Raw genomic sequence first — 13488 nt, 5'->3', positions numbered from 1 at the left:
GTCGAGCAGGTCGACGGCCCCTGTCGAGCTGACCGCGTCGACGGATCGGCGGGCCGCCGCGACGCGACTCAGGTGGGCGGCTCCGGGAGCCGGAGCAGCGGTGCCCGACCCGGGGCCTGCTCAGGCGTCGGCAGGTCCTCGGCAGCCGGCGGGATCGGTACGGTGACCGCCTCGTCGCAGGTGACGCGGATCGACTTGCCGTAGTGGCGGACCTCCATCACCGCGTCGTGGGCGGCGTGGTGCAGCGAGTACGTCGTCTCGTGCGGATGCACGTCGACGCGGAGCCGCATGCCGCACCACTGGAGCGAGAACGACAACCGGCTCAACCCGCTGGACAGGCGTGGCGCGAACGACGGCACTCCGTCATGGTCCCGCAGGCCCCCGAAGCCGGCCACGAGTGCGATCCACGCCCCGGCGAGCGAGGCCATGTGCACCCCGTCGCGGGTGTTCTCGTTCAGGTCGTGCAGGTCCATCAGCGCGGCCTCGCGCAGATAGCTGTGCGCCAACTCGGGATAGCCGACGTCGGCCGCCAGCACCGCCTGGGTGCAGGCGGAGAGCGAGGAGTCCCGGACGGTACGCCGCTCGTAGTAGAGGAAGTTGCGCAACTTCTCCTCGGGCGTGAACGCGTCCCCGCGCCAGTGCATCGCCAGCACCAGGTCGGCCTGCTTGACCACCTGCTTGCGGTACAGGTCGAAGTACGGGTAGTGCAGCAGCAGCGGGTACTTGTCCGACGGGGTGTCGACGAAGTCCCACTCCTGGAGCCGGGTGAAGCCCTCCACCTGCTGGTGCACGTCGATCTCGTCGTCGTACGGGATGTGCATGGCCGACGCGGCGTCGCGCCAGGCGGCGGCCTCCTCGTCGGTGACGCCGAGATGGAACGCGTCGTCGCGGTAGCGCATCGCCACCTCGGCGGCGGTCTGTAGGTTCCGCTGGGCCATCAGGTTCGTGTAGATGTTGTCGTTCTTCACCGCGGTGTACTCGTCCGGGCCGGTCACCCCGTCGATGTGGAACTGGCCGTTGCGGTCGTGGTGCCCGAGCGAACGCCACAGCCGGGCGGTCTCCACCAGCAGGGTCAGCCCGATCTCCCGCTCCAGTTGCCGGTCGCCGCTGACCAGCACGTACCGCCGCAGCGCGTCGGCGATACCCGCGGCGACGTGGAACGCGGCGGTGCCCGCCGGCCAGTAGCCGGACGACTCCGACCCGCCGATGGTGCGCCAGGGGAAGGCCGCACCCTGGAGGTTGAGCGTCCGGGCCCGCTCGTGTGCCTGCTCCAGTGTGGAGAACCGCCAGTACAGCGCGTCCCGCACCGCTGCCGGATGGGTGTACGTGAGCACCGGCAGCACGAACATCTCGGTGTCCCAGAACGCGTGCCCGTCGTACCCGGGACCGGTGAGCCCCTTGGCGCTGATCGGCCGCCGTTCCGCGCGGGCACCGGCCTGGAGCACGTGGAACAGCCCGAACCGGACCGCCTGCTGCACCTCCGGATCGCCCTCGACCTCCACGTCGGCGGCGTCCCAGAACTCGTCCAGGTATTCCCGCTGCTCCCGGACCAGACCGTCCCAGCCGTCCAGTCGCGCGGCGGCGAGCGCGGCACCGACCTGGTCCCGCAGGGCGGGCAACGACCGGCGGCTGGACCAGCCGTAGGTCAGGTACTTCACCACGCGGAGCGTCTGGCCCGGCTCCAGCACGCAACCGACGGTGGTCCGCACCCAGTCCTCGTACCCCTCGGACTCCACCGTGGTCCGTGCGGGCGAGTCGACCTCGTGCTCCATCGCGGCGGCGACCCGCAGGCCGGACACCTTGGTCCGGTGGATCAGCAGTCCACCGTCCTCGGTGGTCAACTCCTCCTCGGCCTCCAGCGGCGACTCCAGCACCGCGGCCACCCGGGGGTCGCGGCTCTGCGGCGGCAGCGTCTCGTTGGCCACCAGTTCCGACTGGACGATCAGCCGCAACGGCTTGCCGTCGGCCACTTCCACCTCGTAGCGGATGGCGGCGACCGAACGCTGCCGGAACGAGACCAGCCGGGTGGTGTTCACCCGCACCTCGCGTCCGGCGGGCGAGCGCCAGTGCAGCGAGCGGTGCAGCGTCCCGGCCCGCAGGTCGAGCACCCGCTCGTGGGCGAGCACCTCGCCGTACCGCACGTCGAGCGGCTCGTCGTCGACCAGCAGCCGGATCAGCTTGCCGTTGGTGACGTTGACGATCGTCTGACCGGACTCCGGAAAACCGAAACCCGCCTCCGCGTACGGCAGCGGGCGCAACTCGTAGAACGAGTTCAGGTACGTGCCGGGCAACCCGTGCGGCTCACCCTCGTCCAGGTTGCCGCGCAACCCGACGTGCCCGTTGGAGAGGGCGAACACCGACTCGGACTGGGCGAGCACGTCCATGTCGAGCCGGGTCTCCCGCACGTGCCACGGCTCGACCGGGTACGCGCGCTCCCGGATCATTCGTGCCGTCCGGCGAGCAGGTCGGCGAGGTCGGCGACCACCACGTCTGCGCCGTGCTTCCGCAACTCGTCGGCCTGACCGGCCCGGTCCACCCCCACCACGTACCCGAACCCGCCGGCCCTCCCGGCGGCGACACCGGCCAGCGCGTCCTCGAACACCACCGCGTGCGCGGGTTCGACGCCGAGCAGCTTCGCCCCGGCGAGGAAGGTGTCCGGCGCAGGCTTGCCGCGCAGCCCTTCGGCCCGTGCGGTCAGCCCGTCCACCCGGGCCTCCAGCAACGGCTCCAGCCCGGCGACGGCCAGTACGTCCCGGCCGTTGGCGCTGGCGGTGACCACCGCCCGACGCAGCCCCGCGTCCCGCACCGCCCTGAGGTACGCCACCGAGCCGGGGTAGACGTCCACTCCGGCGGTGCGCATCCGTTCCAGCACCAGCGTGTTCTTGCGGTTTCCCAGGCCGTACACGGTCTGCGCGCCCGGCGGGTCCTCCGGCGTACCCTCCGGCAGCGTGATGCCCCGCGAGGCGAGGAAGGTGCGGACGCCGTCCAGGCGGGGCCGCCCGTCGACGTACCGGTGGTAGTCCGGACCCGGGTCGAACGGACGGTAGGGCTCACCGGTGGTGGCCGCGTGCCGCCGCAGGAAGTCGTCGAAGGTCTCGGTCCAGGCGGCGTTGTGCAGCCGGGCGGTCTGCGTCAGCACACCGTCCAGGTCGAAGAGACAAGCGGTCACATGATCAGGCAGGCCGAGCACCGTACCAATCTATCCACGGTCACCAGCCCGCAAACGCACTTCGACCGACCTGGGCGCGGCGCGCAGTCGCTTCGACATCACGCCGGTGGGCGACGGCGGGCGGCTGCGCTTTTCCCACGTGGGCCGGCACGGGCCTCGTCAGTTCGGGCGCAGCGTCCAGATGACGGTCATCTCCGAGGTCGGCTTGCCCTCTGCGGTGGCGATCTCCACGCGTACCGGGAACTCCGGCCGCTCACCGGCCTCCAGCTCCGCGATCACCTCGGCCGGCGGGCGACCGAGCCGCGCCGTCGCCAGCACCGGGCCCAGGGCGAGCTTGCGGTACGCGATCTCGGCGCGCACCGCCAGCGGCGTGGCCCGGTCGAGCAGGTGGCCGAACGCGGCCATCACCACCGCGCCGGAGGCGGTCTCGCCGAGCGTGAACACGGCCCCGGCGTGCGGACCGCCGACGTGGTTGTGAGTGGCCGGCGAGTCGGGCAAGCGCACCACGGCCCGGACCGAGCCTTGCGCCTCCGGTGCCACCTCGACGAATTCGAAGCCGAGCGTACGGGCGAAGGGCACCGCCTGGAGCATGCCGGCGGCCACCTGCCGCGAGTCGATGGTCATGCCCGCACGCTACCGGCAGGTAACTTGACCGGCAAGGCCACGCGACGGGGCGGGGTCAGTGGCTCTTGGTGGACTGCACGAAGGCTCGCCAGGTGTCGGGCGTGAAGGTGAGCACCGGCCCCTGCCGGTCCTTGCTGTCGCGCACGCCGACGACCTGCGCCAGGTTGTCGGCCACCTCCACGCAGTCGCCCTGGTTGCCGCTGCCGCGGGTGCTCTTGCGCCAGATCGCACCGGTCAGGTCCATGCTTCCGCCGCCTCCGAGATCATCTTTAGAGGGGCCCCCTGAGGCAACGCCTCGGCCCGAACGGCCTCCCAGTGTTGCCGAAGCGAGTTTACGTCCACAGTGCGCTCCACGATGGTGCCGCGCATCTGGTTGTCGAGGTAGGCGATGTCGTCGCCCTCCGGCGGGGTGGCGATCACGAAGGCACCGTTCAGCCCCGGATACGCGCCCACCCCCTTCGGCACGATGTGCAGGTGCACCTTGATCCGACGCCCCACCTCCACCAGGTGCAGCAACTGCTCCCGCATCACCTTCGGCCCGCCGACCGGGCGCTCCAGCACCGTGTGGTCGAGCACCGCCACCAGCAGCGGCGGATTGGGCCGGGCGAGCACCTTCTGCCGGGCGAGCCGGGCGGCCAGCGGTGCCTCGACCTGGTCGCCGACGAGCTGACTCGCGCCCTCGTCGAGCGCGCGGGCGTACCCCTCGGTCTGACGGCATCAGGCTCTCCTTGAGGATCGCCTCCCGATCATCCGCGAGCCGCTCCTGGAGGCGCGCGTTAGCAGGGGACCCGTGCTATACCGCAGGCGCTAATAAGGTGCCCTTCCTTGCATCAGCGCCAGACGGCGCGGCGGGTTCCTCGCATCAGCGCCAGCCGACGTCGATGCGGTCGCCCCGGTCGTCGAAGAAGTGCAGGGCGTCCATCCGGACCTTGACGCTGAGCCGATGACCGGCGGAGACCGCCGGGTACGGCGCCAGTCGGACGGCCAACTCGGCCGGGCGGCGGTGGTGACGGCCCGGATCGTTCAGGACGCTGGTGTTGGTGCCGCCGGTCGGCGCGTGCCCGCCCTGCTCGACGGCGACCCGACCGGTGAACCGCTGCATCATCTGGCCGAACCGGCGCAGGCCACGCTGACCGAGCGGGGCGTCACCGTCGATCGGACCGCCGACCTCGTCGACCACGATCGCGGAGGCCCCGATGTCGAGGAAGGCCAGGGACTCGTGACCGTGGTGTTCGAGATAGCGGATCCGGCCCTGGAGGACGTCTCCGGAGGTGTCCGGAGCGACCGGGGTGAGCGCCTCCGCGCGCATGCCGACCACGATCCGCTCACCGTGGTAGTGCGCCACGGCCCGACTGCGGATGTCGTTCCAGGGCAGATAGAGCGCCTGCTCGCCGAGGGTCAGGGTGACGTACCGGTCGAGGTGGACGTAGACCGACGCCTCCAGCAGGTTCATCCGGGGGCTGCCGAGGAACGCGGCGACGTAGAGGGTGGCCGGGCGGCCGTACACCTGGGTGGGGGTGCCGACGTCCTGGAGGACGCCCTTGCGCATGATGGCGACCCGGTCCGCCATGGTCAGCGCCTCGGCCTGGTCGTGAGTGACGTAGACGGTGGTGACGCCCAGTTCCCGGGTCAGGCCGGAGATCTCGGCGCGCAGTTCCGCGCGCAGCCCACTGTCCAGGTTGGACAGCGGTTCGTCCATCAGGAACAGACCGGGGCGACGGACGATCGCCCGACCCATCGCGACGCGCTGTCGCTGCCCGCCGGAGAGCTGGCCGGGACGTCGGGCCAGCACGTCGCCGATGCCGAGGGCGCTGGCCACGTCGCCGACCCGCTCGCCGCGCGGGGTCGCTTCGACGCCGGCCAGCTTGAGCGGGAAGGCGATGTTGTCGTTGACGCTCATGTGCGGATAGAGGGCGAAGTCCTGGAAGACCATCGCGATCCGCCGTTCCCGGGGCGGTAGGTCGTTCGCCAGCTCGCCGTCGAGCAGCACCGCACCCGAGGACGGTTCCTCCAGCCCGGCGATCATCCGCAACACCGTGGACTTCCCACAGCCGGACGGCCCGAGCAGCACCATGAACTCGCCGTCGTTGACGTCGAGATTGATGGTGTCGACAGCGACGGTGCCGTCCCGGAAGACCTTTGTCACATCCTTGAGCGCGACGGTTGTCACCGTCTCCTCCCCCAGCTCGTCGGCGAACCCGAAATGACTGTGGCCAGGATCATGCGGCGAGCACATCGGGTAAACGTGCGATGTTCGAATCGTGACAGACCTATTACGGTCCATCGAATGACGGCGATTGCCCGGAAAGAGGGACTCAGGCGGCCGTCTCGCCCAGGAAGACCCGCCGGGCCACCCGCTCGGCCGCGTGCCCGTCCTCCAGCGCGCAGAAGCGTTCCCGGAACGCCGCCCGCGCCCCGTCGGCCTCCGGCGTCTCCAGCGCGCCGGACCGGAACACGTCGAGCAGGTCGGGGAAGGTACGCGCCACCGCGCCGGGCGCCTCGGCGGTGACGTCGAGGTAGACCCCCCGGGTCAGCCGGTACGCGTCCCAGTCCGGCGCGTAGACGACGATCGGCCGGTCCAGGACGGCGTAGTCGAACATCGCGGACGAGTAGTCGGTGACCAGCACGTCCGCTGCGAGATAGAGGTCCTCGACCCGGGGGTGGTCGCTGACGTCGAGGACCCGGGTCCGGCTGCTCGGGCCCGACGTCCGGCGCTCCCGGTCGTGGAAGTAGTGACTGCGCATCAGCAGCAGGCCGGACGGGCCGAGCGCGTCGAGGAACCGCTCCGGATCGAACGGTGGGCGGTAGCCGGGCAGGTGTTCCCGGTGCGTCGGGGCGTACAGGACCACCCGCTCGCCGAGGCCGACGCCCAACTCCGCGCGCAGCCGCAGGACCTCCTCGGCGCTCGCGGTCACCAACCGGTCGTTGCGGGGATAACCCACCTCCAGGGTCGTGTACGCGGCCGGATAGGCCCGCTCCCACATCTGCGTGGAGAAGCTGTTCGCGCTGACCGAGAAGTCCCACCTGTCCACCCGACGCAGCAGCCCGGCGAAGTCCACGCCGGTCGCGCCCAGCGGATACCGCTGCTGGTCCAGCCCCATCACCTTGACCGGGGTGCCGTGGTGGGTCTGCACGTGCACGGTGCCCGGGCGCTTGCGGACCGAGTCCGGGAAGTTGACGTTGTTGATCAGCCACCGGGCACGGGCCAGCACCCGGTGGTACGCGGGCGTACCGGCGACCACGTACTCGACCCCGTCGGGCAGCGTGTGCACCCGGTCCCGCCGGACGATCCAGACGCCCCGTACGTGCGGCGCCAGCCGCCGCGCCGCCTCGTACACGGCGGCCGGGTTGCAGGCGTACCCGCGATACCAGTACGCCGCGTACACGGCCAGGTTCTCGTCCACCGGGCGGCGGCGCTCGACCCACTGGTACTCGCGCAGCACGACGTCACGGGCCAGGCGTACGCCCCGACGGGCCGGTGGGCCCACCCGTCGTCGGGCCCGGCGGGCGATCCGGCGGGCCGCCTCCCCCGCGTGGCCGGTCGCCCGTAGTGCGCTGAACGTCCGCCACCGACCGGCCGCGACCAGCCGGTGCTTGAGCCCTTCGATCCCGTCCGGGATCCGATGGCCGCCGGGCGGACGGAAGCGGGCGTGGTCGATGGTGATCCGGGCGAAGAAGGTCGGCCGCAGGTCCGCCGGGATCCGCTCGTCGGTGCCGAGCACGGTCAGGTAGTGCCACATCATCCGGGCGAAGACCGCCGGTCGGAGTTCCTCGGCGCCGAGCCGGTCCAGGTCCCGGAACACGCGTCGCCACTGGCGGAACACCTCGAAGTGCCGCTCACCCTGGGTCTTCGTGATCGCCCCGGCCCGCCGCTGCCGGTAGTTGACGCAGACCACGTCGAGCACGCCGATCCGGTCCGCAGCCAGCAGCGCCGGATAGCTGAACGACACGTCCTCGTACCAGCCGGGGGCGAAACGCAGCCCGGCGTCGACGAGGAACCGCCGACGCAGCAGCCGGTTCCAGGCGGTGTGCAGCAGTTCCAGCGTCTCCGGTCGCTCGGCCAGCCGGAACGTCTCCGACCCCGGTGGCTCCGGGAAGACCTCCGCCATCGCGCTGGCGCTGACCCGGTCGTCCCAGTACGTGCGGACGTGGTCGACCAGCAGCACGTCGGGGCGGGTCTCGCGCAGGCGGGCGGCCACCTCGACCAGGCAACCGGGCGCGAGCCAGTCGTCACCGTCGACGAACCAGACGTACTCTCCGACGGCCAGGTCCAGCCCGACGTTGCGGGCCGGGCCGAGCCCGACGTTCTGGTCCAGCCGGACCGCCCGGACCCGGTCGTCGCGGGCGGCGTACTCGTCGAGGATCTCCCCGACCGCGTCCGGCGAGCAGTCGTCGATCCCGATCACCTCGATGTCGGCGATCGGCTGACCGAGGATCGAGTCCAGGCACTCCCGCAGGTAGCCCTGCACCCGGAAGGCCGGGACGACGAAGCTGATCAGCGTCATCGTCCCGGCCTCCCGTCAGAGCGTCGCGCCTTGTCGCGTACCCGCCGGTGCCCGGGTGGGACGGCTCGGCCGGACGAACCAGGCCAGCACCACACTTGCCACGAAGAGCACGAGAAGGTAGATACCGAGTGTAGCCAGACCAATACTCACGATTCCGGCGATCGCCGTCAGCGCCAGCAGCACCGACCGCCCCTCCCAGCCCAGCGTGGCCGAGTGCAGCGGCGGCGCGGGTTGCCGCTTCTCCAGCCGGGCGACCAGGTCGTAGTGGTGCAGGGTGAGCACGAAGAGGTACCCGAAGATCAGCCACGCGGGCGCGCCGCCGATCACCCCGACCGCGACGGCGAAGAGGAACTCGGCGGCCCGCAGCGCGGCCGGCACCAGCCAGTCCAGCGGCCCGTTGTGCGCCGCCCCGGTCCCCGCCGCAGCGGCCAGCAGCACCAGCAGCACCACCGGCACCGCCGCCCAGCGGAGCCAGGCAGCCGGATCGCCGCCGTCACCCACGCCGCCCAGCAGCGTCACCAGCACCAACCCTGCCGCGGCCAGCGCCGCGACCACCGCGAGGACCAGCGGCCCCGGCCGCCGCAGCACCGGCAGTCGGGTGGCCAGCGGACCGTCGTCGCGGTGCAGGGTCGCGTCGACCGTGTCCAGCACCGGCACCCACATCCAGCGGGCCCGCAGGGTACGCAGCGCGCCGGTGTACCCGAACGCCAACACCCCCCAGGTCAGCACCGCGAACAGGGCGATCCGCTGGTCGAACAGCGCGGCGGCCAGCGCGATCAGCGCCCACCGTTCCCCGATCGGGAAGACCACCGTGCGCTTGAGCCAGTACGAGAGCGACCCCGAGTCGGCCTGCACCCGGTTCGAGGCGGCGTTCAGCCGGTCACCGATGCCACCGCCGCCGCTGCCCGCCGCCTTCGGTCGACGGGCCGCCTCGTCGTGCAACACGCCGTACCAGGCGTCGGTCATGTGCCGCACCGTCTGGAGGGTCATCGCGGCGATGGCCAACGCCCATCCGTACCGGAACCCGGCCGCCGTGGCACCCCACCCGAGACCCGCGTAGACCAGGTACTCCTTGGCCCGGTCGGCCATCGTGTCCAGCCAGCCGCCCCAGGCGCTGAAGTTGCGCGTGTAGCGGGCGAGCTGACCGTCCACACAGTCGAGCACGAAGCCGAGATAGAGCAGGACCGCACCGCCGACCAGCGCCGGTCGGCCACCGGCGGCGAACAATGCGGCGGCGGCGACCGCGAAGGCCACCGAGATCATGGTGACCGCCGTCGGGCTCAGCCCCAACCGGGCGCAGACCTTGGTGACCTGCGGCGACCAGGTGCTGACGAAGTACGTGGTGAAGAAGTCGTCCTTCTCCTTCACCGAGAGCCGCAACTCGGCCCGGTCCTCGTCGACGGCGGCCACCGCCGCCTCGGCGGCGGCCAGCCCGCTCGCGTCGTCGACCCGGTGCGCGACCAGCAGGCGTACCCGGTGGGCGAAGACCAGCGTCCCCTGCCCGGCGAGGCCCGCCAAGACCCGGTCCACCGCCGGGCCCGGGGCCTGCGCGTCGGTGCCGGCCGCGCGGGCGGCGGCCACGAGCGCCGGTACGTCGTCCCGACCGACCCGCACCGCACCTCCGAAGACGCCGGTGGCCTCACCGTCGAGCCGCTCGACCGGACCGGCGTCGACCACCTGTCCGCGCTCCTCGCGCACCACGGTCCGGCCACCGCCGGGCGGGTCGGTGAGCACCAACGCCACGGTCGGACCGACCGGGCTGGTCACCAGATGCCGCAGCACGGCGGTGTGCGCCACCAGGTCCGCACCGCTGAGCACCACCGGGCCGCCCGCCGTCGCGGCCAGGTCCGCGACCTCGTCCAGGGTCGCGGCGAACCGCACGTCGGCCACCCCGGCCCGCCGCCACTGCTCGGCCAGCCGGTCCGCCGTGGAGCCGCCCGGCACCGCACCCGTGGGCAGGCTCGCGGCCGGCGACCCGGCGGCGAGCACGATCGCGAGCGTCACCGGGGAACCGCGTCGTGGTACGCGGCCAGCGCCTCGGCGATGGTGCCGTCGACGCTCAACCGGCCGCCGTCGAGGAAGAGTCCTCGACGGCAGAACCGGGTCAGGTCCTTTTCGTTGTGTGAGACCAGCACCAGAGTGCGCCCCTCCCCGAGCAGACGATCGATGGTCGTGTAGCACTTCTTGCGGAACTCGGCGTCACCCACCGCCGTCACCTCGTCCATCAGCAGGATGGGGTGCGGCAGGTGAGAGATGATCGCGAACCCGAGCCGGACCTTCATCCCGGACGAGTAGTGCCGTACCGAGGTGTCGATGGCCCGTTCCACCTGCTCACCGGCGAACGAGACGATGTCGTCGAAGTGCCGCTTCAGGTATCCCGACGACAACCCGTGCAACCCGCCCACCAGGTACAGGTTCTCCCGCCCGGTCAGGTCGTTGGAGAAGCCGGCGGAGAGTTCCAGCAGCGGCGCGACGTCGCCCCGGACCCGGATCCGCCCCTCGTCCGGAATCAGCACCCCGGCGATCAGGCGCAACAGGGTGCTCTTGCCGGTGCCGTTACGGCCGATCACGCCGAGCGTCTCGCCCGGCGCGACCGAGAAGGAGACGTCCCGCAGCGGCCAGAACCGGCCGTCGGAGGCGCCGCGCGTACCCCGGTGGATGAACAGCTCGCGCAGCCGCAACTGGCGACGGCGGTTGCGGACGAACCGGATGCCGATCCCCTCCGCCTCGATGATCGCGTCGGTCATCAGAGTTCCTTGAGCACGGCGGGTTCGAGCCGACGGAACGTCCACCAGCCGACCACCAGGACCAGCAGGCTGATGCCGACGGTGGTGGCGAGCATCCGGGCGTCCGGGAACTCGTCCGGATACCAGACCGCGTGGTGGAGCTGGAAGATCCCGACCAGCGGGTTGAGTTCGTAGCCCAGCTTGAGCCACCCGGGCAGGCCGGAGTCCCGGACCAGGCTCAGTGGATAGATGATCGGCGTGGCGTAGAACAACACCCGGATGACCAGACGCATGAACCGCTCCACGTCGCGCATCAGCACGTTCGCCGCCGACAGCAGCAGCGCCAACCCGACCAGCAGAGTGGCCTGCACCAGCACCGCCAGCGGCAGGGCGAGCAGCGACCAACCCGGGTCGATCCGGCCGTCGGCGGCGTACCAGATCGCGATGGCCGCCAGGATCGGCAGGCCGGCGGCGTACTCGGCGAAGCGCCCGGTGACCCGGCCGATTGGGAAGACCTGCCGGGGTACGTTCATCGTGGTGATCAACCGGGACTGGCCGGTCAGCGCGTTGGTCGCCTCGCTCAACGCCGAACTGGTCCACATCCAGGCGAAGATCCCGGTGATCAGGAACAGCGGGTACGACCCGGCGGCCTCGCCGAGGTGCCGGTTGGTGTCCCGGGAGTACAGGACGCCGAAGACGAACCAGTAGATCGCCCCCATGCCCAGCGGCTCGATCAACGACCAGAGGTACCCCAGCACGGACTGCTGGTACTTGACCGCGAGATCACGTCGGACCAGGATGCGCAGCGAATTGCGGTGCGACCACAACGCCCCCACGCCAGAGGTCACCGCCGTCTCCCGCCTGCTGAACGGACGACAGGTTAGCAGCCGGTGAACGTCCTCCGCTCAGCACTCGATCACGTTGACCGCGAGGCCGCCGCGCGCCGTCTCCTTGTACTTGACCTTCATGTCGGCACCGGTCTCGCGCATGGTCTTGATGACCTTGTCGAGCGACACGGCGTGCACCCCGTCGCCGCGCAACGCGAGCCGGGCGGCGGTGATCGCCTTGATGCTAGCCACCGCATTGCGCTCGATGCACGGTATCTGCACCAGGCCCCCGACCGGGTCACAGGTCAACCCGAGGTTGTGCTCCATGCCGATCTCCGCGGCGTTCTCCACCTGGGCCGGCGTGCCGCCCAGCGCCTCGGCCAGCCCAGCGGCGGCCATCGAGCACGCCGAGCCGACCTCGCCCTGGCAGCCCACCTCGGCCCCGGAGATCGACGCGTTCTCCTTGAACAGCACCCCGATCGCCCCGGCCGCCAGCAGGAACCGCAGCACCCCCTCGTCGGAGGCCCCCGGCACGAACCGCGTGTAGTAGTGCAACACCGCCGGGATGATCCCCGCCGCGCCGTTGGTCGGCGCGGTCACCACCCGGCCGCCAGCCGCGTTCTCCTCGTTGACCGCCAGGGCGAACAGCGTCACCCAGTCCATCACGTGCAGCGGATCCCCGTCCGGGACCACCGTGTCGGTCTCCAGGCTGCGGCGCAGCTCGGCCGCGCGGCGGCGCACCTGCAATCCGCCCGGCAGCGTGCCGTCCCGGGAACAGCCGCGCTCCACGCACTCGCGCATCACCCGCCAGATGTCCAGCAGCCCGGCCCGTACGTCCGCCTCGGACCGCCAGGACACCTCGTTGGCGAGCATCACCCCGCTGATCGACAGGCCCGTCGCGGCGGTCACGTCGAGCAGTTGCGCGCCGGTCAGGAAGGGATACCGCACCGGCGTGACGTCGGGCTTGATCCGATCCGCCCCGGCCGCCGCCTCGTCCACCACGAACCCGCCGCCGACCGAGTAGTAGGTCCGCGTCCGGATCTCGGCACCACCGTCGTCGAAGGCCGCGAAGACCATGCCGTTCGGGTGGTACGGCAACGACCGCCGCCGGTGCAACGTGAGATCCCGGTCCGGCTCGAAGTCGATCTCGTGCGTGTCGAGCAGCGCCAGCCGACCCTGTTCCCGGATCCGGGCCACCCGCGCGTCCACACCGTCGGTGTCGACCGACTCCGGTGCCGCGCCGGCCAGCCCGAGCAGCACCGCCCGATCACTGCCGTGCCCGTGCCCCGTGGCACCGAGCGATCCGAACAGCTCCGCGCGCATCCGGACCACGTCCGTGAGCAACCCGTCGGCCTTGAGCCCCGCGACGAACGTACGCGCCGCCCGCATCGGTCCCACCGTGTGCGAGCTGGACGGCCCGATGCCCACGCTGAAGAGGTCGAACACACTGATCATGACTGCACTTCCTCGCCCTGCCCCGGGATCACCGGTCAGCGGCCCGCCGAAAGAGGTCGGCCGCCCCCGATCCGGACGCGGCCCGCCGTACGCCCCGGTGAGGGCACCCAGCCCACCGACCCTACCCCGCACCCCCGCCCACCCCGCCCACCCCGCCCACCCACCTCCGGCCGCCTCCGGCC

10 protein-coding genes and 1 pseudogene are annotated in these 13488 nt (G+C 71.4%); all 11 read right to left on the bottom strand.

Translation table 11 applies throughout. The features are described from left to right. Positions 1-68: 68 nt before the first annotated feature. The 11 genes and pseudogenes from ACQVFL_RS01720 to ACQVFL_RS01670 all read right to left on the bottom strand — a co-directional run bounded on the left by ACQVFL_RS01720 (position 69) and on the right by ACQVFL_RS01670 (position 13306). A complete protein-coding gene (locus ACQVFL_RS01720) occupies positions 69-2444 on the bottom strand; it encodes a glycoside hydrolase family 65 protein (protein WP_396692199.1) in 2376 nt (791 codons plus the stop codon). Beyond that, complete coding sequence (locus tag ACQVFL_RS01715) at positions 2441-3190, bottom strand: beta-phosphoglucomutase family hydrolase (protein WP_431728427.1); 750 nt, start codon at positions 3188-3190, stop codon at positions 2441-2443. Before ACQVFL_RS01715 ends, ACQVFL_RS01720 begins: the two co-directional genes overlap by 4 nt. A gap of 138 nt (positions 3191-3328) precedes the next feature. Next, on the bottom strand, positions 3329-3793 hold the full coding sequence (locus tag ACQVFL_RS01710; RefSeq protein ID WP_431728426.1) for a DUF4442 domain-containing protein: 465 nt from the start codon (positions 3791-3793) through the stop codon (positions 3329-3331). Positions 3794-3848: 55 nt separating this feature from the next. Next, a complete protein-coding gene (locus ACQVFL_RS01705) occupies positions 3849-4037 on the bottom strand; it encodes a DUF397 domain-containing protein (RefSeq protein WP_431728425.1) in 189 nt (62 codons plus the stop codon). Continuing rightward, positions 4028-4492: pseudogene (locus ACQVFL_RS01700) on the bottom strand (DUF5753 domain-containing protein); the annotation flags it as partial. The gene ACQVFL_RS01705 and the pseudogene ACQVFL_RS01700, both read right to left, overlap by 10 nt. Before the next feature lie 163 nt (positions 4493-4655). Then, entirely contained in the window at positions 4656-5963 is a 1308-nt protein-coding gene (locus ACQVFL_RS01695) for an ABC transporter ATP-binding protein (protein WP_431728424.1), read from the bottom strand. Positions 5964-6108: 145 nt separating this feature from the next. Further along, the gene (locus ACQVFL_RS01690) at positions 6109-8298 is read right to left on the bottom strand and encodes a bifunctional glycosyltransferase/CDP-glycerol:glycerophosphate glycerophosphotransferase (RefSeq protein ID WP_431728423.1); all 2190 of its coding nucleotides are present in this window, start codon (positions 8296-8298) and stop codon (positions 6109-6111) included. Positions 8299-8313: 15 nt separating this feature from the next. Continuing rightward, positions 8314-10302, bottom strand: coding sequence for a DUF5941 domain-containing protein (locus ACQVFL_RS01685; protein WP_431728422.1), 1989 nt, complete (start codon positions 10300-10302; stop codon positions 8314-8316). After that, positions 10299-11045: an ABC transporter ATP-binding protein gene (locus tag ACQVFL_RS01680; protein ID WP_396692192.1), complete on the bottom strand. Its 747-nt coding sequence runs from the start codon at positions 11043-11045 to the stop codon at positions 10299-10301. Before ACQVFL_RS01680 ends, ACQVFL_RS01685 begins: the two co-directional genes overlap by 4 nt. Further along, positions 11045-11872 (bottom strand): ABC transporter permease, encoded by an 828-nt coding sequence (locus tag ACQVFL_RS01675; RefSeq protein WP_396692191.1) that lies wholly within the window; start codon positions 11870-11872, stop codon positions 11045-11047. Before ACQVFL_RS01675 ends, ACQVFL_RS01680 begins: the two co-directional genes overlap by 1 nt. Before the next feature lie 57 nt (positions 11873-11929). After that, positions 11930-13306, bottom strand: a complete 1377-nt coding sequence (locus tag ACQVFL_RS01670; protein ID WP_431728421.1) for an L-serine ammonia-lyase — start codon at positions 13304-13306, stop codon at positions 11930-11932. Positions 13307-13488 lie beyond the last annotated feature (182 nt).

The sequence above is a fragment of the Verrucosispora sp. TAA-831 genome (genome assembly GCF_050780145.1).
Taxonomy (GTDB): domain Bacteria; phylum Actinomycetota; class Actinomycetes; order Mycobacteriales; family Micromonosporaceae; genus Micromonospora.
This window is presented reverse-complemented; position numbering and strand designations above follow the sequence as displayed.